Here is a 24,802-nt window from a genome sequence, read left to right as displayed (position 1 = left end):
GGAGCGGGTCGCCGTGCAGGATGAGCTGGTGGAGGCGGGTGGTCGGTTACCGGGCGCCCGGTGCGTCCGAGGCCTCGGACGCACCGGAGGTGTCCGTGCCGGTCGGATAGGCGGTGGAGTCGGCGCCCCCGGGGACGGAGCCCTGGAGTTCGGCGAGGTCCGCGCTGACGGAGGCGAGCAGTTCCTGCATCTGCTCCAGCAGGCTCTTGGGGGTGGCGGGTCCGGCCGAGGTGCCGTCGGCCGAGCCCGTCGGGCTGCTCGGGAACTGCGGCGTGGCAGATGGTTCGGACATTGCGGGACCTCTTCGGATCGGTGGTGCGGTGTAGGGCGGCCGACGGTGGCTCGGACCGCACGGCGGGAGGCGGCAGTGCCCGCTACCGGGGCACCCACCCCCGCCGTAGCACCCAACGAACCGGTCCGGATGCCGTCACCCGGACACCACCCGATGCGGTCCAACTCCGCTGTGGGGTAAGCCTCCCGGGTGAGCCGGGGTTGCCGTCGCGGCGCCGCCTCGGCTAGGCGCGGCGCGGCCCGGGGAGCCTGAGCGGCGCGGACGGTGCGGGTGGACCGGGCGGCGCGGAGCGGGGGCGTGAGCGGCGGTGCGGAGCGCGGCGCGGTCGAGCGTGCCCGGAAAGGAGCCGGGGATGATTCGGAGACGAGCAGGAGACGAACCGGAGACGGGCCGGGGGAGAACCCACCCCTTGCCACTCTCAACGTATAGCGCATGGGGGGTCTTGCGGCAAGGCCCCCGTGGTGGCGCACAATCGCAGGCCTCAGATCGGAGCTGATGCCATGAACAGCCGCACCACCAGCGCGTTCGACCTTCCCGCCCGCCTCGTCGCCAAGGCCGACCCGGCGCTGATCGGTGAGGACGAGCGGCACTTCGCGGCCGTCGCGGAGAGCCTGGAGCAGTCGATCGCGGAGCTGTCCGACCGCCTTGACGCGCTGCGCCGCGCGCCGGGCGGCCTCGGCCGGGAGGCGATGGACCGGGACATCGAGGTGCACAAGCTGACCGGTCGGCTGCGCGCCCTGCGCCGCTTCGGCCTGGACCTGTGCCTCGGGCGGGTCGTCCACGCGGACGACCCGGAGCCGGTGTACATCGGGCGGCTCGGCCTCACCGACAGTGGGGGGCGCCGACTGCTGGTCGACTGGCGCTCGCCCGCGGCCGAGCCGTTCTTCGGGGCCACCCACGCCGACCCGATGGGCCTGGTGAGCCGGCGCCGGTACCGCTGGACCGGCGGCCGGATCGGCGACTACTGGGACGAGGTGTTCAGCGCCGAGGCCCTGGAGGGGCACGCCGCGCTGGACGACCAGTCCGCGTTCATCGCGAGCCTGGGCGGCAACCGGTCGGCCCGGATGCGGGACGTGCTGGCCACCATCCAGGCCGACCAGGACGCGATCATCCGGGCGGGGTCCCGGGGCGCCCTGGTGGTGGACGGCGGCCCGGGCACCGGGAAGACGGTCGTCGCGCTGCACCGCTCCGCGTACCTGCTCTACTCCGACCCCCGGCTCGGCCACCGGCGCGGCGGCGTGCTGTTCGTCGGCCCGCACCAGCCCTACCTGGCCTACGTCGCCGACGTCCTGCCCAGCCTCGGTGAGGAGGGGGTGCGCACCTGCACCGTGCGGGACCTCGTCGCCGAGGGGGCGAAGGCCGGGGCCGAGAGCGACCCCGAGACGGCCCGCCTGAAGTCCTCGGCCGACATGGTGGGGGCGATCGAGAAGGCCGTCCGGTTCTACGAGGAGCCGCCCGCCGAGGGGATGGAGGTCACCACCCACTGGGCCGACCTCTGGCTGAGCGCCGAGGACTGGTCCGACGCGTTCGACGCGCCGGACCCGGGCACCCCGCACAACGAGGCCCGCGAGCAGATCTGGGAGGAGCTGGCCACGATCCTGATGGACAAGCTGGACGAGGACGCGGGGGTCTCGCCCGAGCTGTTCGGCCGGTCGCTGCGGCAGGACCGGGAGCTGGCCGAGACGCTCAACCGGGCCTGGCCGCTGATCGACGCGGCCGACCTGGTCGGTGACCTCTGGTCGGTGCCCGCCTACCTGCGGATGTGCGCGCCCTGGCTCGCCCCCGAGGAGGTCCGCAGGCTCCAGCGCAAGGACGCGCCCCAGGCCTGGACGGTGTCCGACCTGCCGCTGCTGGATGCGGCCCGGCAGCGGCTCGGCGATCCGGAGGCGGACCGGCGCCGGCGCCGTCGGGAGGCCGCGGCCGCCGCCGAGCGCGCGCGGATGGCCGACGTCATCGGCGACCTGCTGCAGGCCGACGACGACGGCGAGGGTGCGGTGACGATGCTGCGCGGGCGCGACCTCCAGGACACCCTGGTCGACGAGACGGCCCTGCCCGGTGCCGACCCGGAGCCGCTCGCCGGGCCGTTCGCGCACATCGTGGTGGACGAGGCCCAGGAGCTGACCGACGCGGAGTGGCAGATGCTGCTGCTGCGCTGCCCGTCCCGGAGCTTCACCATCGTCGGGGACCGGGCGCAGGCCAGGCACGGGTTCACGGAGTCCTGGCAGGAGCGGCTGGAGCGGATCGGGCTCGACCGGAGCACGGTGGCCTCGCTGAGCATCAACTACCGGACGCCGGAGGAGGTCATGGCCGAGGCCGAGCCCGCGATCCGGGCCGCGCTGCCGGACGCCAACGTGCCGACCTCCGTCCGCAGCAGCGGCATCCCCGTTGTGCACGGGTCGGTGGCGGAGCTGGACGCCGTCCTGGACGGCTGGCTCGCCGAGCACGCCGAGGGGGTCGCCTGTGTGATCGGCGCCCCCGGCTTCGAGGCGCGGCCAAGGGTCCGGTCGCTGACCCCGGAGCTGTCCAAGGGGCTGGAGTTCGACCTGGTCGTGCTGGTCGACCCGGAGGCGTTCGGCGGGGGTGTCGAGGGGGCGGTCGACCGCTACGTCGCGATGACCAGGGCCACCCAGCGGCTGGTGGTCCTCAGGAGCGTGTGAAGCGTCAAGCGTCGGAAGAGACGGCGAAGAGACGGCGAAGGGAGCGGGGTGCGGACGGAGGGAGCGGAGGGGCTGGAACGCGCGTCGCCCGGTCGGGTGACGCAGGTGTCGGGTGACGGCGTCGGGAGGCCAGACTGGGGCGATGGACGAGGAGGAACCGCTGGCGTCGTGGGCGGCCAGGCGGGAGCAACGGCTGCGGCCGGTCGGGCAGTTGCGGGTCGTACGGCTCACGGTCGGGCGGCAGCGGGGCGCCCATGTGCTGCCGGGCGAACCGAGGCTGATCGTGCGTTGGGACGGCTACCAGTGGCTGCCGGAGACGGTGGCCGAGGACTACGCCACCGCCCAGCGGATCCTGTACGGGGCCGAGGGCGCGGGAGCGCCGCGGCCCGGGCGCCAGGCGCGGCGGCCGGGGAAGGCACCGGGGCGCCACCGCAAGCCCTGAGGCCCGCGCGGGCCCGGGCCTCGGCCCGGACGTCGGGCTGTAACGGGACCCCGGGCTGTAACGGGACCCCGGGCGGTAACCGGCCCCCGAGAGGCGACCGGACCCCGAGAAGCGGGCGGGGTCCGGCGCCACCCGGGCGCCGGACCCCAACGACCTCCGACCGAAGGTCAGTTGTGGGCGTGCAGGTCGGCGTTCAGGCCGCCCCAGGAGCCGGAGCGGGCGATGACCTCGACCGCGCCGCTCTGCGAGTTGCGACGGAACAGCAGGTTGTCCTGGCCGGACAGCTCGACGGCCTTGGCCACCGTGCCGTCCGGGGTGGTGACCCGGGTGCCGGCGGTCACGTACAGGCCGGCCTCGACCACGCAGTCGCTGCCGAGCGAGATGCCGATGCCCGCGTTGGCGCCGAGCAGGCAGCGCTCGCCGACCGAGACGACCTGCTTGCCGCCGCCGGACAGGGTGCCCATGATCGAGGCGCCGCCGCCGATGTCGCTGTGGTCGCCGACGACGACGCCCGCGCTGATCCGGCCCTCGACCATGGAGGTGCCCAGCGTGCCGGCGTTGAAGTTGACGAAGCCCTCGTGCATCACGGTGGTGCCGACGGCCAGGTGGGCGCCGAGCCGGACGCGGTCGGCGTGGGCGATGCGCACACCGGTCGGGGCGACGTAGTCGGTCATCCGCGGGAACTTGTCGATCCCGTAGACGGCCAGCTGGCCGCCCTGGGCGCGCACGGCGAGCCGGGCCTGCTCGACCTTGTCCACCGGGACGGGGCCGATGCTGGTCCAGGCGACGTTGGCCAGCAGGCCGAAGACGCCGTCCAGGTTCTGGCCGTGCGGTTTGACCAGGCGGTGGCTGAGCAGGTGCAGGCGCAGGTACACGTCGTGGGTGTCGAGCGGCTTCTCGTCCAGCGAGGCGATGGTGGTGCGCACGGCGACCACCTCGACGCCGCGGCGGGCGTCGACGCGCAGCGCCTCGGCCGCGCCGGCGCCGAGCTCGGCCTCGGCCTGCTCGGCGGTCAGACGGACGGTGCCGGCCGGGCCGGGCTCGGCGGCCAGCACGGGGGCGGGGAACCAGGTGTCGAGGACGGTGCCGTCGGCGGCGATGGTGGCCAGACCGGTGGCCACGGCGCCGTTCGCCGGGGAGGTGGATTCGAGCGAGGTGGATTCAGCAGTCACACCGTGCACGTTAACCAATGCGGGGCCCCGGTGCCGAACACGCCCACCGGGCGGACGCGCCCGGCGAACGCGCCGGTCGGCGGCCCGCGGGGCGGGAAAACCCGGTGCCCGGCGTTCGGGCGCTGGGCAATACTTCAGCGGGTGTTCATGTCGATCTCCACCACCGGCAGCGCCGAGGACCCGGCCACGGACCTCGGGTTCCTGCTGCACAAGCACCCCGACAAGGTCCAGCGGTTCACCACGTCGCACGGTGAGGCCCACGTCTTCTACCCCGAGGCGGGGGACGAGGTCTGCACGGCGGCGCTGATGCTGGACGTCGACCCGATCGCGCTGGTCCGCAAGGGCCGGGGCGATGGCAGGGGGCGCGGCGGCTCGCCCGACTTCGCGCTCGCCCAGTACGTCAACGACCGCCCGTACGCCGCCTCCTCGCTGCTCGCGGTGGCGCTGCGGACGGTGTTCCGGTCCGCGATGAAGGGCGACTGCCCGGCCCGGCCCGAACTGCCCGGGCGGGCCCGTCCGCTGCGGATCGAGCTGCCCGCCGTGCCCGCGAACGGTGCGGGCGGGGGCGGCGGCCCGGCCCTGGTGGTCCGGCTGTTCGAGCCGCTGGGCTGGCGGGTCGAGGCGACGGCGGTCCCGCTGGACGAGTCGTTCCCCGAGTGGGGCGAGTCCCGCTACGTCCGGATCGCGCTCTCCTCCGGGACGGTCCGGCTCGCCGACGCGCTCCAGCAGCTGTACGTGCTGCTGCCGGTGCTGGACGGCGCCAAGCACTACTGGGTCGCCCCGGACGAGGTGGACAAGCTGCTCGCGGCCGGTCAGGGCTGGCTGGCGGCCCACCCCGAGCGCGCCCTGATCACCCGCCGCTACCTGGCCCGGCGCTGGTCGCTGACCCGCGCCGCGATGGAGCGCCTGGAGCTGGCCCGGCTGGCGGAGGCCGACGACCGCGAGGTCGAGGAGATCGACAACGCGGTCGACGACCGGTCCGAGGAGGAGGCGCGGGACGATCCGGAGCCCCGGCAGCCCTCGCTCGCCGAGCAGCGCCGCACCGCGATCCTCGCCGCGCTGCGCGAGACCGGTGCCGCCCGCGTCGCCGATCTCGGCTGCGGCCAGGGCGAGTTGATCGGCGAACTGCTCAAGGACGCCCGGTTCACCGGAATCCTCGGCGTGGACGTCTCCGCCCGGGCGCTGCGGTCGGCGAGGCGCAGGCTGGGCCTGGAGCGGATGCCGGAGCGTCAGGCGGCCCGGGTGACGCTGGCGCAGGGAGCGCTCACCTACACCGACGCCCGGCTCAAGGGCTTCGACGCGGCGGTGCTGTGCGAGGTGATCGAGCACCTGGACCTGCCGCGGCTGCCCGCGCTGGAGTACGCGGTGTTCGGCGCCGCCCGGCCGAGGGCGGTCGTGGTCACCACGCCGAACGCCGAGTACAACGTCCGCTGGGAGAGCCTGCCGGCGGGCGCCGTCCGGAACGCCGACCACCGCTTCGAGTGGTCCCGGGCCGAGTTCCGGGCCTGGGCCGGGAAGGTCGCGGCCGCGTACGGCTACACCGTGGAGCTGCGCCCGGTCGGCCCGGAGGACGAGGAGGTCGGCGCCCCGACCCAGCTGGCCCTGTTCACCACGACGCCGACGCCCGCGACCACCACGACCCAGGGATCCACCACGACCCCGGGATCCACCACGACCCCGGCACCCACCGCGACCACCGTGCCCATCACGACCGCGACGCCCGAAGGAGGCGAGCCCCGATGACCGATGACCCGACCGACACCCCCGGCGAGAGCCGGGACCAGGACCGCGCGGAGAGCACCGCCCCCCGCCGCCTCCCCGTCACCGACGTCTCCCTCGTCGTCCTGGTCGGCACCAGCGGCGCGGGCAAGTCCACCTTCGCCCGCCGCCACTTCCTGCCCACCCAGGTGGTCTCCTCCGACTTCTGCCGCGGCCTGGTCGCCGACGACGAGAACGACCAGTCCGCCTCCGCCGAGGCCTTCGACGTCCTGTACTACATCGTCGGCAAGCGCCTGGCGGCCGGCCGGCTGACCGTCGTGGACGCCACCAACGTCCAGCCCGAGGCCCGCCGCCGGCTGGTCGAGATCGCCCGCGAGCACGACGTGCTGCCGATCGCGATCGTCCTGGACGTCCCGCCGGGGGTGTGCGCCGAGCGCAACCGCTCCCGCCCGGACCGGCAGCTGCCGGCCCATGTGATCCCCCGCCAGCACCGGGAGCTGCGCCGCTCCCTCCGGGGGCTGGAGCGCGAGGGCTTCCGCAAGGTGCACGTCCTGCGCGGCGAGGCCGAGGTGGCGGCCGCCGGGATCGAGCTGGAGAAGCGCTACAACGACCTGCGCCACCTCACCGGCCCGTTCGACATCGTCGGCGACATCCACGGCTGCCGCTCCGAGCTGGAGACCCTGCTGACCCGGCTCGGCTACACCCTGACCCGGGACGCCGGGGGCCGCCCGGTGGACGCCGTGCACCCGGCGGGCCGCACCGCCGTCTTCGTCGGCGACCTGGTCGACCGCGGCCCCGACACCCCGGGCGTGCTGCGCCTGGTGATGGGCATGGTGGCGGCCGGCCACGCGCTCTGCGTGCCGGGCAACCACGAGAACAAGCTCGGCCGGGCGATGGACGGCAAGAAGGTCAACGTCGCCTACGGCCTCCAGGAGTCGCTGGACCAGCTGGCGGGGGAGAGCGAGGAGTTCCGGGCCGAGGTCCGAGCGTTCATGCGCGGCCTGGTCAGCCACTACCTGCTGGACGGCGGCGCCCTGGTGGTCTGCCACGCAGGCCTGCCGGAGCGGTACCACGGCCGCAACTCCGGCCGGGTCCGCTCGCACGCGCTGTACGGGGAGACCACCGGTGAGACCGACGAGTACGGCCTGCCGGTGCGCTACCCGTGGGCGGAGGAGTACCGGGGCCGGGCGCTGGTGGTCTACGGCCACACCCCGGTGCCGGCCGCGAGCTTCGTCAACAACACCGTCTGCCTGGACACCGGCTGCGTCTTCGGCGGCAGCCTGACCGCGCTGCGCTACCCGGAGCGCGAGCTGGTGGGCGTCGAGGCCGAGCGCGAGTGGTACGCCCCGGTGCGCCCGCTGATCACCGACGCGCCGGGCGCCCGCGAGGGCCGTCCGCTGGACCTCGGCGACGTGGCCGGGCGCCGGACCGTCGAGACCGGGCTGCACGGGCGGGTGGCCGTCCGGGAGGAGAACGCGGCCGCCGCGCTGGAGGTGATGAGCCGCTTCGCGCTGGACCCGCGGCTGCTCGCCTACCTGCCGCCGACCATGGCACCGAGCGCCACGTCCCGCCGGGACGGCTACCTGGAGCACCCGGAGGAGGCCTTCCTCGGCTACCGGGCGGACGGCGTGCGGCACCTGGTCTGCGAGGAGAAGCACATGGGCTCGCGCGCGGTGCTGCTGGTGGCCCGGGACGGGGCCGCGCTGGAGCGCCGTTTCGGCGTGGCCGGCCCCGGCGCGATCTGGACCCGGACCGGCCGCGCCTTCCTCGCCGACGAGGAGCTGACCGGCGCCGTGCTCGACCGGGTCCGGGCGGCCGCCGAGCGCGCCGGGCTGTTCGAGGAGCTGGCCACCGACTGGCTGCTGCTGGACGCCGAGCTGATGCCCTGGTCGCTGAAGGCGGTGGAGCTGCTGCGCCGCCAGTACGCGGCGGTCGGCGCGGCGGCGGGCGCCGCCCTGCCGGAGGTGCTGTCCGCGCTGGAGCGGGCGGCCGGGCGCGGCCTGGACCTGGCCCGGCTGACCGACCGCCAGCGGCGGCGCGCGGCCGACGCGCGGGCGTTCACCGAGGCGTACCGGCGCTACTGCTGGCCGACCGAGGGCCTGTCGGGCATCCGGCTCGCGCCGTTCCAGCTGCTCGCGGCCGAGGGGGCGAACCTCGCGGTGCGCCCGCACGACGAGCACCTGGCCTGGATCGACCGCCTGGCCGCCGCCGACGAGACCGACGGGATCGACGAGGCCGACGAGGCCGACGGGACCGACACCGCCGTCACGGCCGAGGGGACCGGCACGGAGGAGCCGGAGCGCCGCGAGGGGCCCCTGCTCCAGCGCACCCGTCGGATCCTGGTGGACACCGAGGACGAGGCCTCGATGGCCGCCGCCACCGCCTGGTGGGAGGAGCTGACCGAGGCGGGCGGCGAGGGCATGGTGGTGAAGCCGCTGGTCTCGCCGGTGCGCACGGCGCGCGGCAAGGGCCGGCCGGGCGGCCTGGTGCAGCCCGGGGTGAAGGTGCGCGGCCGGGAGTACCTGCGGATCGTCTACGGCCCGGACTACACCGAGCACCTCGACCGGCTGCGCCTGCGCGCGCTGGGCCACAAGCGCTCGCTGGCGCTGCGCGAGTACGCGCTGGGCCTGGAGGCGCTGGACCGGCTGGCGGCGGGGGAGCCGCTGTGGCGGGTGCACGAGCCGGTCTTCGCGGTGCTCGCGCTGGAGTCGGAGCCGGTCGACCCGCGGCTGTGACGGAGGCGGAGGCGGAGGCGGAGGCGGAGGAGGGGAGCCCACGGAGCCCACGGAGCCCACGAGGAGGGAGCCCACGGAACCGACGGAGCCCCCGTGGGCGCCCCTCCTCCGCCCAGCCTCCGTATATAAATTCCGAGTATCGTATAGACTTGCCGCTTTCCGCAGTCCGTCAGTCCCGTCACCCCAGGAGCCCGGCATGGCCTTCAACCTCCGGAACAGGCACTTCCTCAAGGAGCTCGACTTCACGCCCCAGGAGTTCCGCTTCCTGGTGGACCTCGCCGCCACGCTCAAGGCGGCGAAGTACGCGGGCACCGAGCAGCCCCGGCTGCGCGGCAAGAACATCGCGCTGATCTTCGAGAAGACCTCCACCCGCACCCGCTGCGCCTTCGAGGTCGCCGCCCACGACCAGGGCGCCACCACCACCTACCTGGACCCGGCGGGCTCGCAGATCGGCCACAAGGAGTCCGTCAAGGACACCGCCCGGGTGCTCGGCCGGATGTTCGACGGCATCGAGTACCGCGGCCACGGCCAGGAGATCGTCGAGGAGCTGGCCGAGTTCGCCGGCGTCCCGGTCTGGAACGGCCTGACCGACGAGTGGCACCCCACCCAGATGCTGGCCGACGTGCTCACCGTCACCGAGCACACCGCCAAGCCGCTGCCGGAGGTCGCGCTCGCCTACCTCGGCGACGCCCGCTCCAACATGGGCAACTCGCTGCTGATCACCGGTGCCCTGCTCGGCATGGACATCCGGATCGTCGCCCCGCGCGCGCTCTGGCCGACCGAGGAGGTGCAGGAGTCGGCGAAGGCCCTGGCCGGGACGACCGGCGCCCGGATCACCCTGACCGAGGACGTGGCCGAGGGCGTGGCCGGCGCCGACTTCCTCTACACCGACGTCTGGGTCTCGATGGGCGAGCCCAAGGAGGTCTGGGCCGAGCGGATCGAGCTGCTCAAGCCGTACCAGGTCTCCATGGACACCGTCCGGGCCACCGGCAACCCGGACGTGAAGTTCCTGCACTGCCTGCCGGCCTTCCACGACCTCGGCACGGCGGTCGGGCGGCAGATGCACGAGGCGACCGGCATGACCGAGCTGGAGTGCACCGACGAGCTGTTCGAGTCGGCCCACTCCATCGTGTTCGACCAGGCCGAGAACCGGCTGCACACCATCAAGGCGGTGCTGGTCGCCACCCTCGGCTCCTGAGGCACCGGCTCCTGAGTGCCCGCTCCTGGGCGCCCGCCCCGGCGGCCGCGCGGCTCAGCCGTCCAGCCTCACGCAGGCCACCCGGTCGCCCGCCGCGTGCGGGCCGGCCGGGGTGCCCGTGTGCAGCACCAGCGAGCGCGCCTCGCCCGGTCGGGGCTGCCAGCCCACCACGGTGGTGGCGCTGCCCCGGCCCCGCCCGTCGGTGCGCAGCGCCAGCCGCAGCTCGTTGCGCTCGTTGGCGTACGCCGGGTCGGTGGACGGCTGCACCGGGTCGACCTCGTCCTGGTAGTGCGGCCCCGAGGAGGCAGGGTCGGCCCCGCAGCGGCCGGTGTGCAGGTGTGCGGGGAACTCGTGGTCGGGGGCGAGTCCGGAGGCCTTCAGGGTGAGCACCGTCCGCCCGGGTACCGAGCGGTCGGTGACGACCCGGACGTGGGCGCCGTACGGCACCAGGTCGCTCGCGTAGCTGATCGCCGCCGGGGGGACGAAGGCGGTGGCCGGGTCGAAGTCGGCCTCGACGACCGAGACCGGTGAGGCGGCGGGGGCGAGCAGGGCCAGCGGCAGCAGGGCGGCGGCGAGCGGAGCGGTCATCGGTCGGGCCTTCCGGGGGCGGGGCGACGGGGTCCCCCTGCTAACGGCGCCCCGGCCCGGAGGACACCGCTCCGGGCTCCCGGGACCCCGGCACGTCAGGCGGACGGCCCGCACCGAACCCCGCGCCGGACCCCGCACCAGACCCCGACCGGACCCCGCACCGGACCCCGTGCGGGCGAGCCGCCACACCCGCCCGGGCCCGGGCGTGGGGGTGAACGGGGGCCAGGGGCGAACCGGGCGCGAACAGAGGGGAAAGAGTGCGGACGGCCCCGCCGGCCGACGCCGCCCCCTCGCCGACCGGCGGTTCCGGTGGTGAGCTAGTGGTGGTGCCGCTGGCGGCGGCCGCCGTCGTGGCCGGTGCGGTCCGGCTGAAGAGGCCGGAGCGCGAGCGGTGCGGCCCGGACGAGAGGTGTCCCGAGGCATGCACTATGGTTTATCTCGACATCGAGATAACTGCCGCCTAGGATATATCTCGACATCAAGATACTTGCCGAGAGGCGCTCGCCGGCGATGCGGGCAAGGCAAGCCTAAGTAAGGCTGACCTTACCACCGCGTGACGGCCGGATACCGCACGAAGCACCCAGAAGGAGTCAGTCGTGTCCGCGAACAGCTTCGACGCCCGCAGCTCGCTGCAGGTGGGCGACGAGTCGTACGAGATCTTCAAGCTCTCCGCCGTCGAGGGTTCCGCTCGGCTGCCGTACAGCCTCAAGGTGCTGCTGGAGAACCTGCTCCGCACGGAGGACGGCGCGAACATCACCGCCGACCACATCCGCGCCCTCGGCAACTGGGACGAGAACGCCCAGCCGAGCCAGGAGATCCAGTTCACCCCGGCCCGCGTGATCATGCAGGACTTCACCGGTGTGCCGTGCGTGGTCGACCTCGCCACCATGCGTGAGGCCGTCAAGGAGCTGGGCGGCGACCCGGCCAAGATCAACCCGCTGGCCCCGGCCGAGCTGGTCATCGACCACTCGGTCATCGCCGACAAGTTCGGCACCAAGGACGCGTTCACCCAGAACGTCGAGATCGAGTACGGCCGCAACAAGGAGCGCTACCAGTTCCTGCGCTGGGGCCAGACCGCCTTCGACGAGTTCAAGGTCGTCCCGCCGGGCACCGGCATCGTCCACCAGGTGAACATCGAGCACCTGGCCCGCACCGTCATGGTCCGCGGCGGCCAGGCCTACCCGGACACCTGCGTCGGCACCGACTCGCACACCACCATGGTCAACGGCCTGGGCGTGCTGGGCTGGGGCGTCGGCGGCATCGAGGCCGAGGCCGCGATGCTCGGCCAGCCGGTCTCCATGCTGATCCCGCGCGTCGTCGGCTTCAAGCTGACCGGCGAGCTGCCGGCCGGCACCACCGCCACCGACCTGGTGCTCACCATCACCGAGATGCTGCGCAAGCACGGTGTGGTCGGCAAGTTCGTCGAGTTCTACGGCGACGGCATCGGCTCCATCCCGCTGGCCAACCGCGCCACCATCGGCAACATGTCGCCGGAGTTCGGCTCGACCTGCGCGATCTTCCCGATCGACGCCGAGACCATCAACTACCTGAAGCTCACCGGCCGCGACGAGCAGCAGCTCGCCCTGGTCGAGGCGTACGCCAAGGAGCAGGGTCTCTGGCACAACCCGTCGCACGAGCCGGTCTACTCCGAGTACCTCGAGCTGGACGTCTCCACCGTCGTCCCGTCGATCTCCGGCCCGAAGCGCCCGCAGGACCGCGTGATCCTGGCCGAGGCCGCCGAGCGGTTCGCCGAGGCGCTGCCGACCTACTCCGCCGAGGCCTCGAAGCCGACCGCCGTCACCGCCCCCGACGGCTCGTCCTACGAGATCGACAACGGCGCGGTCGTGATCGCCTCGATCACCTCCTGCACCAACACCTCCAACCCCTCCGTCATGCTGGGCGCCGCCCTGCTGGCGAAGAAGGCCGTGGAGAAGGGCCTGCACGTCAAGCCCTGGGTCAAGACCACCCTGGCGCCGGGCTCCAAGGTCGTCATGGACTACTACGAGAAGGCCGGCCTGCTCCCGTACATGGAGAAGCTGGGCTTCAACCTGGTCGGCTACGGCTGCGTCACCTGCATCGGCAACTCGGGCCCGCTGCCCGAGGAGGTCTCGGCCGCCGTCAACGAGGCCGACCTCGCGGTCGTCTCGGTGCTCTCCGGCAACCGCAACTTCGAGGGCCGGATCAACCCGGACGTCAAGATGAACTACCTGGCCTCCCCGCCGCTGGTGGTCGCCTACGCCCTCGCCGGCAACATGAACATCGACATCACCCGGGACGCCCTGGGCCAGGACGCCGACGGCAACGACGTGTTCCTCGCCGACATCTGGCCGTCGGAGCAGGAGGTCGCCGACACCGTCGCCGGCTCCATCGACGAGGCCATGTTCGACAAGGGCTACCAGGACGTCTTCGCCGGCGACCACCGCTGGCAGTCGCTCCCGGTCCCGACCGGCAACACCTTCGAGTGGGACGCCGAGTCCACCTACGTCCGCAAGCCCCCGTACTTCGAGGGCATGGCCAAGACCCCGAGCCCGGTGACCGACATCGCCGGCGCCCGCGTCCTGGCCAAGCTGGGCGACTCGGTCACCACCGACCACATCTCCCCGGCCGGCAACATCAAGCCGGGCACCCCGGCGGCGCAGTACCTGACCGCCAACGGTGTCGAGAAGCGCGACTTCAACTCCTACGGTTCCCGTCGTGGCAACCACGAGGTGATGATCCGCGGCACCTTCGCCAACATCCGCCTGCGCAACCAGATCGCGCCGGGCACCGAGGGCGGCTACACCCGCGACTTCACCCAGGCCGACGCGCCGGTGTCGTTCATCTACGACGCCTCGCAGAACTACCAGGCCGCCGGCGTCCCGCTGGTCGTCCTGGCCGGCAAGGAGTACGGCTCCGGTTCGTCCCGCGACTGGGCCGCCAAGGGCACCGCGCTGCTGGGCGTCAAGGCCGTCATCGCCGAGTCGTACGAGCGCATCCACCGCTCGAACCTGATCGGCATGGGCGTCCTGCCGCTGCAGTTCCCGGAGGGCGAGAACGCCGAGTCCCTCGGCCTGACCGGCGAGGAGACCTTCTCCTTCACCGGTGTGACCGAGCTCAACGAGGGCCGCACCCCGAAGACCGTCAAGGTCAAGGCCGGTGACAAGGAGTTCGACGCGGTCGTCCGCATCGACACCCCCGGTGAGGCGGACTACTACCGCAACGGCGGCATCCTGCAGTACGTGCTGCGTTCGCTGATCGGCTGAGCATGAGCCTCTGAGGAGGCCGGACCGCATCCCGCGGTCCGGCCTCCTCTTTTTTGCGACGGCTTCTCGCAACAGCTTTTTGCATACTGCGCCGGTTGCGGCCGCCCCCTTGTGCGGTGAACGGCGGATGGACTAAACCTCTGTGCCATCTGGTCCAGACCATTTGACGCCGCTTCAGAGAACAGGTCCGGTATGCCCACTCGCGCCTCAGCCCTGCTCGCCGCCGCCACCGTCGCCGCGCTGCTCGCCGCCCCCGCCACCGCCAACGCCGCCGACGGACGGCACGGCCCGAAGCTGAAGGGCCAACGGGTCGGCTACTTCACCCAGTGGGGCGCCGACAGCTCCGCGAAGAGGGTCCAGGAGTCCGGCCAGGCGGCCAGGCTCACCGTCATCAACTACGCCTTCGGCAACGTCTCCGCCGAGGGCACCTGCTTCGAGAGCAACGAGGCCGGCCAGGGCGACGCCCGCAACGACTACCAGCGCTCCTTCTCCGCCGCCGAGTCGGTGGACGGCGTGGCCGACGCCCCGGGCCAGAAGCTGAAGGGCCACCTCAACCAGCTGCGCAAGCTCAAGGCGAAGAACCCCCAGCTGCGCACGGTCATCTCGCTGGGCGGCTGGTCCTGGTCCAAGTACTTCTCCGACGCGGCCGCCACCGACGAGGCCCGCAAGAAGTTCGTCTCCTCCTGCATCGACCTCTACGTCAAGGGCGACCTGCCGGTCCTGGCGGACTCCCCGGAGGGCGGCAAGGGCGCCGCCGCGGGCGTCTTCGACGGCATCGACATCGACTGGGAGTACCCGGGCGGCGGCGGGGACGCGGGCAACGTGGTCCGCCCCGAGGACGGGCACAACTTCACGCTGCTGATGCAGGAGTTCCGCGACCAGCTGGACGCGCTGAGCGGCCGGAAGGGCAAGAAGTACCTGCTGACCGCCGCCGTGGCCGCCAACGAGACGGTCGCCGACCGGCTCGAACTGCCGCAGCTGAGCGAGTCGGTGGACTGGCTGAACCTGATGACCTACGACCTGCACGGCCCGTGGGAGGGCAAGGGGCCGGCCAACCACCAGGCCCCGCTGTACTCCGACCCGGCCGACCCGGACCCGCGCCGGCGCAGTGCCGACCAGGCCGCCGACCACTACCAGGAGCGCGGCCTGCCCGCCGAGCAGCTGGTCCTCGGCGCCCCGCTGTACGGCCACGGCTGGACCGGCGTCGCCCCCGGCAAGCGCGGCGGGCTCTTCCAGAGCGCCACCGCGTCCGCGCCCGACCACTCGTACCAGGAGATCAACGCGCTGCCGGGCAAGGTCTACCTGGACCGCGACCACGGCGCGTCCTGGAAGTACGACGGCACCACGTTCTACAGCTACGACACCGCCGAGGTGCTCACCCAGAAGGCGCGGTACACGCGCTGGAACGACCTGGCCGGGGTGATGGTCTGGTCGCTGGACGGCGACGACGCCCAGGGCAGCGCGATCGCCGCGCTGGACCGCGGCCTGAGCCGCGACTGACCGCTCCCCCCGCCCCGTACCCAGGGCCCGCCGCGGACGCCCCCGCGGCGGGCCCTGCTACGCCGTGGGACCGGCCGGCCCGGCCGGCTGCTCGTGCGGGCCCCGGGGCTGCCGGGCGGGCGGCGGGGAGCCGTCCAGGATGCCGCTCTGCGCCGTCAGGTAGGCGAGCTGGGCCCGGCTGTTGCTGCCGAGGATCTCCGACACCCGCTTGAGGTGGCTCGCCACGGTCCGCGAGCTGATGCCGAGCCGGCTGGCGATCGCGGCGTCCGTGTAGCCGTCCACCATGAGCTGGAGCACCCGCAGCCGGGTCTCGTCGGTGAGCAGCGGCGGGCGCTGCTGGTCGCTCTCGTAGACGACCGGCGCGGCCCGCTCCCAGGCGTGCTCGAAGACCGAGGCCAGGAAGTGCACCACGCCGGGGTCGGTGACCTTGAGCGCGTGGTTGTGGTGTTCGAGCTCCTTGTCGGGGATGAACGCCACCGAGCGGTCGCAGATGATGAGCCGGTCGAAGACCTCGTCGACGGTCCGCACCTCGATGCCGGCCTCGGTGACGGCCTTGATGTAGTCCAGCGTCGGGTAGTGCGCCCGGACGGAGTGCTGGTAGAGCGTGCGCTGGCGGACGCCCCGCTTCTGCGCGTCCAGGGCGAGGACCAGCGATCTGGCGAGGACGTCGGTCGGCCGGCTGCCGCCCGGGTGCGCGGTGAGCAGCTCCCGCTCGGTCGCCTGGGTCGTCTCGGCCACCGCGGCGGCGATGACCGCCGCGCCGCTGAGCCGCTGGACGTTGTCCCGGCCCTCCCGGCGCAGCGTCCGGTAGACGCTCTCGACCTGGGACATGGCGGTCCGGATCGCGGCCACCTGCTGCTGCTGTTCGAGGATCTGCTGCTCCATCGGGTGCAGCAGCGCCGTGGTCGCGACCTCGGGCGGGACCGGCACCAGGACCGAGGGGTCGCCCAGCGCCGCCGTCAGCAGCCCCAGCTCGGTCAGGCAGGCGGGCGGCTCCGCCGTCGGGGCCCTCCCCAGCAGGACGGCCTTGCGGTAGAACGTGATCCCCTCGTCACAGGGCCCGGGGTGGGCCTCCGGGCCACTGACGTCCGATATGTCGCACATGTGCCACCCCCTTCGGAATCTTGCAGTGCACGATCCTGAGCCATCGGATCTCTTCTGGCAAGGACCCATTCCCAGGCATTCTCTCTGTGTGCGGGGAAACCCCCCAGCACGAACGGATAGGTCTATCTAGGGGTGGAAATGAAGATCATGCGGTTCCCGGGTCGAATCCTCGCGTCCTTCGTTATGGCCGCCGTCGCGGTGATCGTCGTTTCCGCCGCGCCGGACGCCCCCAGCAGCGCCCCCACCGCTGCCGCCAGCGACGTGGCGCTCCTGCCGGGCGACCCCGGCTGGGCCTGATCGGCCGGGCGGGAATCCGCCACCCCTGGACAGTAGCGCCGATCCGCCGACCTGCGGGAGTGCTGCGAATCACGTTTCGCGGATATCGGCGCGCCGACATTCAGAAGGAGAGAGAAATGACCGCTGCGATTGCCGTACCGAAATGCCTGGTGTGCGACACCGACTTCGAGGTCGACGAGGCCTGGGAGCGGGGCGAGGTGACCGAGTGCGCGGCCTGCGGCCAGGAGCACGAGGTCGTCGAGAAGTCCGAGGCCGGCGTCCGCCTCGACCTGGCCCCCGAGGTGGAAGAGGACTGGGGCGAGTGACCTCCTCCGGCCGCGTCCTGCTGTCGGCCACCATGCTGCGCCCCGAGGAGAAACTCCTCCTCGGGGCGTTGCGCGGGGAGGGTCTGACGGCGACTCCACTGCTCATGGAGGATCTGGCCGACGTGGTGGCGGGTCGTACCGACCCGCCGGCCCTGGCCCTGATCCGCAACCTCTCGCACCGGGACGCGATCAGCGTCTCGTGCCGCCTGGAACACGCCGGGATCACCACGCTCAACCGGGCGTCGACCATCGAGACCTGCAACGACAAGGGCCTGCAGGCCCTGCTCTTCGCCCGGCACGGCATCCCCCACCCGCACACCCGGCACGCCTTCAGCTACGACCAGGTGCGCGCGATCGTCGCCGAGCTGGGCATGCCGGCGGTGGTCAAGCCGGTCAGCGGCTCCTGGGGGCGCGGTGTCACCAAGCTCGCGGACGCCGCGTGCCTGGAGGCCTGGGCCGCCGGGCGCGAGTCCGTCGACGCCGCGGGGAAGCTCTTCCCCGTCATCGTGCAGGAGTACATCGACAAGCCCGGCCACGACCTGCGCGTGGTCGTCGTCGGGACCACCCCGGTCGTGGCGATCCAACGGGTCTCGGACGACTGGCGCACCAACACCCACCTCGGCGCCGAGGTGCGGCGCGTCGACATCACCCCGGAGATGGAGAAGCTCTGCGTCCAGATCGTCGACGTGCTCGGCCCCGGCTTCTACGGGGTCGACCTGGTGGAGGACCGGACCACCGGTGACCTGCTCGTCCTGGAAGTGAACGCCAACCCCGAATTCGCCCGCTCCTCCGCCCTGCACGGAGTGAACGTCGCCGGCCACCTCGCCTCCTACGTGGCGGGGCAGCTGACGGCCGCGGCCGTGTGACCCGGAGAGGAACCATGGAACTGTTCGACACCGCGACGGTGCTCGCCCGCGTGCTCACCTCGGGCGTGGTCATGAGCATCGAGAAGAGCGACCGTGAACTGCCCGCCCTGGAGCGGCTGCTGACCAAGCGGACCGGCCGGGCCAAGGCCGTCCTGCTGAACAGCCGGACCGGGGCCCTGCACGCGGCCCTGGCCGGCCAGGGCATCGGCCACGGCGACACCGTCGCCCTGGCCGGGCCGGACGAGGCCACCACGGCCTTCCTGGCCTGGCTCGGCGTCACCGTCGAGGGGCAGGCCCCGGCCGCCTTCGACCTCGTCTCGCTGACCCCCGAGAACGCCGGCCGGCTGGACGAGCTGACCGCCGAAGCCACCGCCCCCGCGCTGGTGGTGGACCTGAGCGGGCTCGGCTTCGGCCCGGCCGCCGCCGTGCTCACCGACGACGAGCGGCTCTGGGCCCGGGCCGAGCGGCTGAAGATCTTCGGCGCCTACGACCTGCGCACCATGTGGACCCAGCAGGAGGCCGACGAGGACCTGGTGCCGGGGGTGCAGTTCAACTACCGGCTGAGCCCCCTGGTGGCCGGTTGCGTACGGATGGCCCTGACCCACGCGGCTCGCCCCGCCGCCGCAAGCTCCGGAGCACGCTGATGATCACCGACTTCCCGAACTCGCCCCTGCCCCTGCCCACCGAAGCCGACCTCGCCGACGAGCTCGCCGCCCTCGGCGGCGGCGCGATGATCCCCAAGGCCCAGCGCCGCACGCTCTTCCCGATCATCACCAAGGAAGACGTCTTCAACCTGATGCTCGCCCAGCGGCAGTCGTCCGACAAGGTCGTGGCCGACTTCGCCGAGGCGTACCGCGCCTACGTCGGCGCCGAGTACGCCCTGCCCACCGCCAGCGGCACCTCCAGCCTGCACATGGCCCTGGTCGGCGCTGGCGTGCAGCCCGGTGACGAGGTGATCGTCCCGGCGTTCACCTTCATCGCCACCGCGCAGGCCGTGGTCGCCGCCCACGCGATCCCGGTGTTCGTCGACATCGACCCGGACACCTACTGCATGGACCCGCGGGCCGCGGCCGCCGCGATCACCCCCCGGACCAGGGCGCTCATGCCGGTGCACGTCCACGGCCTGCCCGCCGACGTGCCGGCCCTGCGCGCCTTGGCCGACCAGCACGGCATCGCCCTCGTCGAGGACGCCTCGCACGCCCACTCCGCGAAGATCGGCGACCGGGTGGCCGGCTCCTTCGGCGACGCCGCCGGCCAGAGCCTGATGGCCGACAAGAACTTCCCGCTCGGCGGCGAGGGCGGCATCGCCTTCTACGCCACCGAGGAGGCGTACGGCCGGGCGGTCGCCTACCTGGAGCGCCACGCCATCGACTACGGCATGTCCTGGGTGGCCGCCGCCTTCGGCACCAGCCAGCTGGCCCGGCTGCCGTACTACGACGAGATCCGGGCCCGCAACGCCGCCCTGCTCGGCGAGGCCCTGGCGGGGACCGGCCTGTTCACGCCGCCGCACGTCCCGGACGGGCACGTGCACGCGTACAACATGTACCGGACCACCCTGCACCCGGAGGCCGTCGGCCTGGAGGACCTGCCGGTGCACGCCGTCAAGGAGGCGGTGCACGAGCTGCTGGTCGCCGAGGGCGTGCCGGCCCGCGAGTGGCAGAACACCCCGATCCCGTGCCACCTGCCGTTCCGGCACCGCGACGGCTTCGGCAACGGCTACCCGTTCTCGCTCAACCCGGACGCCGTGCGCGACCACCGCCCGGAGGACTTCCCGGTCACCCTGGGCATGCTCGACAGCACCCTGGTGCTCTGCCGCGAGCTGCGCTCCCCGGTCGAGTACGAGCGGATCCTGCGCTACGCGGACGCCTTCCGGAAGGTCGCCCGGCGCCCGGACGCCATCCGCAAGCTCGTCGAGAGCGGCGACTACCGCCGTCCGTGGGAGAAGGCGGCCCGCCTTGGCTGACCAGAAGATCCGCGTCGCCGTCATCGGCGCGAGCGGCTACACCGGTGGCGAGGTCATCCGGCTGCTGCTCGAACACCCCGGGGTGGAGCTCGCGTTCCTCTCCGCGGAGCGCAACGCCGGTGCCACGGTGGGCAGCGTCCACCCGTGGCTGCGCAACCACCCCAGGGCCGGCTCGCTGACGCTCCGGCCGCTGGCGCAGCTCGCCGAGGCCGGCCCCGTCGACGTCGCCTTCGGCTGCCTGCCGACCGGCACCCTGCCGGAGCAGCTGCCGCTGATCGCCGACAACGCCAAGCGGGTGCTCAACCTGGGCGGCGACTTCCGGCTCCGCGACGGCGACGACGTCCGCACCCACTACCCGAGGACGGCCGCGAACCCTCCGAGCGAGGATTTCGCCTACTACATACCGGAGTTGAGCCCCGAGGTCCCGCAGGAGCGGTTCATCAGCCTGCCCGGCTGCATGGCCGTCACCACCATCTACGCGCTCTACCCGATGTTCGCCGCCTCGCTCGCGACCGACCGGGTCGTGGTCGACGCCAAGACCGGCTCCACCGGGAGCGGTCGCGGCGGCGGCGAGCCGCACGCCGAGCGCAGCGGCAACATCCGGGTGCACAAGCTGCACGGGCACCGGCACGCCCCGGAGGTCCAGCAGGCGATCGCCGACCTGACCGGCGCCGCCGTGGACCTGCGGTTCTCCACCCACAGCCTGGACGTGTCGCGCGGCATCATGGTCACCGCGTACACCGAACTGCGGGACGGCGTCACGGCGTTGGACGTCAAGCGGGCCTACGCCAAGGCGTACCTCGGCAAGCCCTTCGTCCGGGTCCGGCCGGCCCCCAAGGCGGCGCAGGACTTCCCGATGCTCAAGGCGGTCGTCGGCTCGAACGTCGCCGAGGTGGCGGTCGCGGTGCGCGGCGACCAGTGCGTCGCGGTGGCGGCCCTGGACAACCTGGTCAAGGGCGCGGCCGGCCAGGCGATCCAGGCGATGAACCTGATCTCCGGCCTGGACGAGACGACCGGACTGCCCACCACGGCGGTGTCGCCGTGAGCCGTCCGCTGTACGTGATCAAGGTCGGCAGCGCCACGCTCGACCACGGCACGATCCACAAGGAGCTGGCCGACCTGGTGGCCCGGGGCGCCCGGGTGCTCCTGGTCGCCGGCGGTGCCACCGGCATCGAGGCCCACTACCGCGCGATCGCCCGCCCGATGCCGCAGCTGCGGCTCGCCAACGGCGACGAGGTGCGCTACTGCCCGCCCGAGGAGATGACCCACCTGGTCGACGCCTACGAGCGGGTCACCCTGCCCGCCGTGGAGCGGGAGGCCCGGGCCCTCGGGCTCGGCGTCTTCACCGCCGTCGCGGCGCGCGGCGCCCTGGTGACCGGCCGGGCCAACCGGCCGCTCAAGGCGCTGTCCGCCGAGGGCCGGCCGATCGTGGTCCGCGACCACCGGGCCGGCGTGCCCGCCCAGGTGGACACCGCCCGGCTGAACGCCCTGCTCGACACGTACGACCTGGTCTGCCTGTCCGCGCCGGTCGCCGACCCGGACGGCGGCGCCCCGCTCAACGTGGACGCCGACGTGCTCGCGGCGGTCCTCGCCAACGCGCTGGACGCCGACCACCTGCGGCTGGTCACCGGCACCGCCGGACTGCTGACGGACAAGGACGACCCGCGCTCCACGCTGGCCGACGCCTACCCGGGCGACGGAGCGCGGTACGCCGCGGGGCGCATGCGGCAGAAGGTCCGCGCGGCCGAGATCGCCCTGGAGGGCAGCGCCGACGTGGCCATCACCGGGCCGCACACCATGTCCGAGCCGGCCAACTGGACCAGGTTCTGGCGGGTGCGCGAGCCCTCCGCCGACCTGAGCCTGCTGACCCGGGTGGTCTCGGTGCCCTCGGTCTCCGGCGACGAGGCCGAACTCGCCACCCTGCTGGCCGAGTGGTGTCGCGAGCGCGGCATGGACGCCGCCGTCGACGAGGCGGGCAACCTCGTCGCCAGCCGCGGCATCGGGCCCCGGCGGCTGCTCCTCCTCGGCCACCTCGACACCGTGCCGCACCGCTGGCCGGCCGAGTGGCGCGAGGGCGAACTGTGGGGCCGCGGCAGCGTGGACGCCAAGGGCTGCCTGGCCAACTTCCTGGAGGTGCTCGCGCACGCGGACATCCCGGAGGACGGCCAGCTGTGCGTGGTCGGCGCGGTGGAGGAGGAGATCTCCTCCTCCAAGGGCGCGTTCCACGTCCGCGACCACTACCCGGCCGACGCGGTCGTCATCGGCGAGCCCAGCGGTTCGGAGAAGCTGACGCTCGGCTACTTCGGGCTCTTCAAGCTCAAGGTGACCGCCTCGGTGTCCAGCGGCCACTCGGCCGGACAGGACGCGGTCTCCGCCCCCGACCTGCTGATCGAGGCGCTCGGCGGCATCCGGACGGCCGTGCTGGCCCACGCGACCGACGCGCTGAGCGCGGTCATCGAGATCAGCAGCCGGACCGGGCGCGAGCACCACCACGCCACCGGGATCCTCAACTTCCGGGTGCCGCCCACGGCCGACCTCGACGCGCTGCGCTCAGCGGCGCTCGACCAGGTCCGGCCCGGGGTGGAGATCGAGGTGCTGCGGGCCACCCCCGGGTACGTCGGAGGCCGCTCCAGCTCCCTGGTCAAGGTCTTCAGCCGGGCCTTCGCGGACACCGGCATCCGGCCCCGCTTCGTCGTGAAGAAGGGCACCTCGGACATGAACACCCTGGCCACCACCTGGCGGGACGTGCCGATGGTCGCGTACGGCCCCGGCGACTCCTCGCTGGACCACACCGACGAGGAGCGGATCGGCGCCATGGAGTACCGCACCGCCCGCTCGCTGCTCGCGGACGCCGTCAACCGGTGGTTCGCCCTGCCCGAGGGGAGCCGTCGATGAGCACCCTGCTCGCCCCGCCGCAGACCGGGGACGACCTGCTGGCCACCCTGGCCGACCGGGCCGTACGGGCCCGCCGGCTGGTGGTCGACATGGCCGCCGGGCCGCGCGGCTGCCACCTCGGCGGCAGCCTGTCCGTCCTGGACATCCTGATCGCCGCGCTGCACCGGGCCTCGGCCGGGGACGGCACGGAGGTCGTGCTCAGCAAGGGCCACGCCGCCGCCGGGCTCTACGCGGCCCTGCACGTCAGCGGCGTCCTCCCGGAGGACCCGACACCGCGCTACGGCCTGGCGGGCGAGCCGTTCACCGGCCACCCGGGCCCCAAGGTCCCGGGCGTGCGCTTCCCCACCGGGAGCCTCGGCCACGGCGTCCCGTACGCCGCCGGCTGGGCGATGGCCCGCCGGATCGGCGGCCGGAGCGGACTCGGTATCGCCGTCGCCGGCGACGGCGAGCTCCAGGAGGGCCTGGTCTGGGAGACCTGCCAGGTCGCGGTGGCCCAGGAGCTGGGCAACTTCGTGCTGGTGGTCGACCGCAACGGCGGCCAGAACGACGGCATGGTGGCCGACATCTCGCCGCTGCCCCGGCTCGCCGAGCGGTTCGCCGCCTTCGGGTTCGAGGTCGCCGAGACCGACGGGCACGACCTGGCGGCGCTCACCGGGCTGCTCGCCGGGGACCGGGCCGGGGCCCGCAGGCCGCTGGCCGTCATCGCGAACACCGTCAAGGGGAAGGGCGTGCCCGCCGTGGAGGGCAAGGCCGGCTCCCACTACGTGACCATCGACGCCACGCGCGCCGCCAAGTGGAAGCGAGCGATCCGATGACCCTCTCGGGCCGTGACGCCTACCGCGACGAGCTGACCGGGCTCGCCGCCGAGGACGACACCATCCTCTGCCTGGAGGCGGACCTCGGCGGCAAGGGCCACCCGTTCCAGGCCGCCCACCCCGACCGCTTCTTCAACCTCGGCATCGCCGAGGGCGCCATGGTCGACATGGCGGCGGGCCTCGCCGCGGGCGGGTACAAGCCCTTCGTCAGCACCTTCGCGCCCTTCGCGGCGCTGCGCGCGGCGGAGAGCCTCAAGCTGACGCTGGGCTACCTGAACGCCGGGGTCACCGTGGTGGCGCCGTACGCGGGCGTCTCCGGCGCCTGGTTCGGCACCACCCACCACTGCCTGGAGGACCTCGCCGTCCTGCGCAGCATCCCGGGCGTGGTCATCGCCGCCCCCTACGGGGAGGCGGAGATGCGCGCGGTGGTCCGCGAGGCCGTGCGCTCCGGCCGGCCGCACTACATCCGCACCGGGCGCAACGCCCAGTACCGCTCGCTCGACCGGGAGGGCGAGCGGGCGCCGCTGGTCACCTGGGAGTCCCGGGCCGAGCCGGGCGAGGTCTGCCTGGTGTCGGTCGGCGAGGAGGGCACCCGACTGGCGCTGGCCGCGCGGGAGGCCCGCCCCGGCACCGGCCACGCCCACCTGGTCTACCTGGACCACCCGAACCTGGCCCGCGCCGCGGCCGAACTCTCCCGCCACCACCGGCGGTTCGTCGTGGTCGAGGAGCACCGCGCCCAGGGCGGGGCGGCCGAGGCCCTCGCGCTGCTGATGCCCGGGTGCGAGGTCACCGCGGCGAGCGCGGACCTGACCTGGCCGTCCACCGGCGGCGACCACGAGGAGGTCATGGCCGCGGTCGGGCTCACGCTGCCCGCCGTGCTCGCCGCGGTGGCCCGGGCCGGCGGCGCCGGCCGGCTGCCGGCCGCCTCCGGAGCCTGCGTCCGCTGAGCCGCCGGGGCCCGCGTCCGCCGCGCCCCCGCCCCCCGTCATCCCCTGATCCGCCACAGTCCGAC

At 73.3% G+C, this 24,802-nt stretch carries 20 protein-coding genes; 16 read left to right on the top strand and 4 right to left on the bottom strand.

The genetic code is table 11. The features are described 5' to 3' along the window. Positions 1-46: 46 nt before the first annotated feature. Positions 47-292 (bottom strand): hypothetical protein, encoded by a 246-nt coding sequence (locus AE652_RS00250; protein WP_049648983.1) that lies wholly within the window; start codon positions 290-292, stop codon positions 47-49. Between the two features lie 500 nt (positions 293-792). Between AE652_RS00250 and helR the strand changes: the two genes are divergently transcribed. Next, positions 793-2,949 carry an RNA polymerase recycling motor ATPase HelR gene (helR, locus tag AE652_RS00245; RefSeq protein ID WP_049648982.1) on the top strand — a complete coding sequence of 719 codons (2,157 nt, stop codon included), beginning with the start codon at positions 793-795 and terminating at the stop codon, positions 2,947-2,949. Positions 2,950-3,091: 142 nt separating this feature from the next. Next, on the top strand, positions 3,092-3,391 hold the full coding sequence (locus AE652_RS00240) for a DUF6087 family protein (RefSeq protein ID WP_063780004.1): 300 nt from the start codon (positions 3,092-3,094) through the stop codon (positions 3,389-3,391). Between the two features lie 167 nt (positions 3,392-3,558). Here the strand turns inward: AE652_RS00240 and dapD are convergent, their stop codons facing one another. Beyond that, positions 3,559-4,563, bottom strand: coding sequence for a 2,3,4,5-tetrahydropyridine-2,6-dicarboxylate N-succinyltransferase (dapD, locus tag AE652_RS00235; protein WP_049648981.1), 1,005 nt, complete (start codon positions 4,561-4,563; stop codon positions 3,559-3,561). Positions 4,564-4,704: 141 nt separating this feature from the next. Here dapD and AE652_RS00230 point away from each other — a divergent pair, with 141 nt between their 5' ends. From AE652_RS00230 to argF, 3 genes are all read left to right on the top strand, one after another. Further along, a complete protein-coding gene (locus AE652_RS00230; RefSeq protein WP_082345129.1) occupies positions 4,705-6,306 on the top strand; it encodes a 3' terminal RNA ribose 2'-O-methyltransferase Hen1 in 1,602 nt (533 codons plus the stop codon). Continuing rightward, positions 6,303-9,017, top strand: coding sequence for a polynucleotide kinase-phosphatase (locus AE652_RS00225; RefSeq protein ID WP_049648980.1), 2,715 nt, complete (start codon positions 6,303-6,305; stop codon positions 9,015-9,017). The genes AE652_RS00230 and AE652_RS00225 overlap by 4 nt, the downstream gene beginning before the upstream one ends. A 196-nt stretch (positions 9,018-9,213) precedes the next feature. Next, on the top strand, positions 9,214-10,215 hold the full coding sequence (argF, locus tag AE652_RS00220; RefSeq protein WP_049648979.1) for an ornithine carbamoyltransferase: 1,002 nt from the start codon (positions 9,214-9,216) through the stop codon (positions 10,213-10,215). Between the two features lie 54 nt (positions 10,216-10,269). On the opposite strand, the gene AE652_RS00215 is transcribed toward argF, so the two are convergent. After that, the gene (locus AE652_RS00215) at positions 10,270-10,803 is read right to left on the bottom strand and encodes a hypothetical protein (protein WP_049648978.1); all 534 of its coding nucleotides are present in this window, start codon (positions 10,801-10,803) and stop codon (positions 10,270-10,272) included. A 596-nt stretch (positions 10,804-11,399) separates the two neighbouring features. Here AE652_RS00215 and acnA point away from each other — a divergent pair. After that, positions 11,400-14,045, top strand: coding sequence for an aconitate hydratase AcnA (acnA, locus tag AE652_RS00210; RefSeq protein WP_049648977.1), 2,646 nt, complete (start codon positions 11,400-11,402; stop codon positions 14,043-14,045). 192 nt (positions 14,046-14,237) lie between these two features. Further along, positions 14,238-15,545 carry a glycoside hydrolase family 18 protein gene (locus AE652_RS00205; RefSeq protein WP_049648976.1) on the top strand — a complete coding sequence of 436 codons (1,308 nt, stop codon included), beginning with the start codon at positions 14,238-14,240 and terminating at the stop codon, positions 15,543-15,545. A 57-nt stretch (positions 15,546-15,602) separates the two neighbouring features. Here AE652_RS00205 and AE652_RS00200 read toward each other — a convergent pair whose 3' ends face one another. Next, on the bottom strand, positions 15,603-16,649 hold the full coding sequence (locus AE652_RS00200) for a LuxR C-terminal-related transcriptional regulator (protein WP_049648975.1): 1,047 nt from the start codon (positions 16,647-16,649) through the stop codon (positions 15,603-15,605). A 138-nt stretch (positions 16,650-16,787) separates the two neighbouring features. Here AE652_RS00200 and AE652_RS46020 point away from each other — a divergent pair, with 138 nt between their 5' ends. The 9 genes from AE652_RS46020 (at position 16,788) to AE652_RS00160 (ending at position 24,737) form a co-directional block, all read left to right on the top strand. Next, complete coding sequence (locus AE652_RS46020) at positions 16,788-16,946, top strand: hypothetical protein (RefSeq protein ID WP_158077651.1); 159 nt, start codon at positions 16,788-16,790, stop codon at positions 16,944-16,946. 116 nt (positions 16,947-17,062) lie between these two features. After that, positions 17,063-17,251, top strand: coding sequence for a lysine biosynthesis protein LysW (locus AE652_RS00195; protein WP_049648974.1), 189 nt, complete (start codon positions 17,063-17,065; stop codon positions 17,249-17,251). After that, positions 17,248-18,117 carry a RimK family alpha-L-glutamate ligase gene (locus tag AE652_RS00190; protein WP_049648973.1) on the top strand — a complete coding sequence of 290 codons (870 nt, stop codon included), beginning with the start codon at positions 17,248-17,250 and terminating at the stop codon, positions 18,115-18,117. Before AE652_RS00195 ends, AE652_RS00190 begins: the two co-directional genes overlap by 4 nt. A gap of 14 nt (positions 18,118-18,131) precedes the next feature. Next, positions 18,132-18,761 (top strand): DegT/DnrJ/EryC1/StrS family aminotransferase, encoded by a 630-nt coding sequence (locus tag AE652_RS00185; protein ID WP_049648972.1) that lies wholly within the window; start codon positions 18,132-18,134, stop codon positions 18,759-18,761. Then, positions 18,761-20,080 (top strand): DegT/DnrJ/EryC1/StrS family aminotransferase, encoded by a 1,320-nt coding sequence (locus AE652_RS00180; RefSeq protein WP_049648971.1) that lies wholly within the window; start codon positions 18,761-18,763, stop codon positions 20,078-20,080. The genes AE652_RS00185 and AE652_RS00180 overlap by 1 nt, the downstream gene beginning before the upstream one ends. After that, positions 20,073-21,125, top strand: a complete 1,053-nt coding sequence (gene argC / locus AE652_RS00175; RefSeq protein ID WP_049648970.1) for an N-acetyl-gamma-glutamyl-phosphate reductase — start codon at positions 20,073-20,075, stop codon at positions 21,123-21,125. The genes AE652_RS00180 and argC overlap by 8 nt, the downstream gene beginning before the upstream one ends. Continuing rightward, entirely contained in the window at positions 21,122-22,975 is a 1,854-nt protein-coding gene (locus tag AE652_RS00170) for a M20/M25/M40 family metallo-hydrolase (protein WP_049648969.1), read from the top strand. The genes argC and AE652_RS00170 overlap by 4 nt, the downstream gene beginning before the upstream one ends. After that, positions 22,972-23,790 carry a transketolase gene (locus tag AE652_RS00165; protein ID WP_049648968.1) on the top strand — a complete coding sequence of 273 codons (819 nt, stop codon included), beginning with the start codon at positions 22,972-22,974 and terminating at the stop codon, positions 23,788-23,790. The genes AE652_RS00170 and AE652_RS00165 overlap by 4 nt, the downstream gene beginning before the upstream one ends. Beyond that, positions 23,787-24,737: a transketolase family protein gene (locus AE652_RS00160; RefSeq protein WP_049648967.1), complete on the top strand. Its 951-nt coding sequence runs from the start codon at positions 23,787-23,789 to the stop codon at positions 24,735-24,737. Before AE652_RS00165 ends, AE652_RS00160 begins: the two co-directional genes overlap by 4 nt. Positions 24,738-24,802: the final 65 nt, after the last annotated feature.

This window comes from Kitasatospora sp. MY 5-36, assembly GCF_001182915.1.
Taxonomy (GTDB): domain Bacteria; phylum Actinomycetota; class Actinomycetes; order Streptomycetales; family Streptomycetaceae; genus Kitasatospora.
Note: the sequence above shows the minus strand (reverse complement) of the source record. Positions and strands in the feature narration are given on the sequence as shown.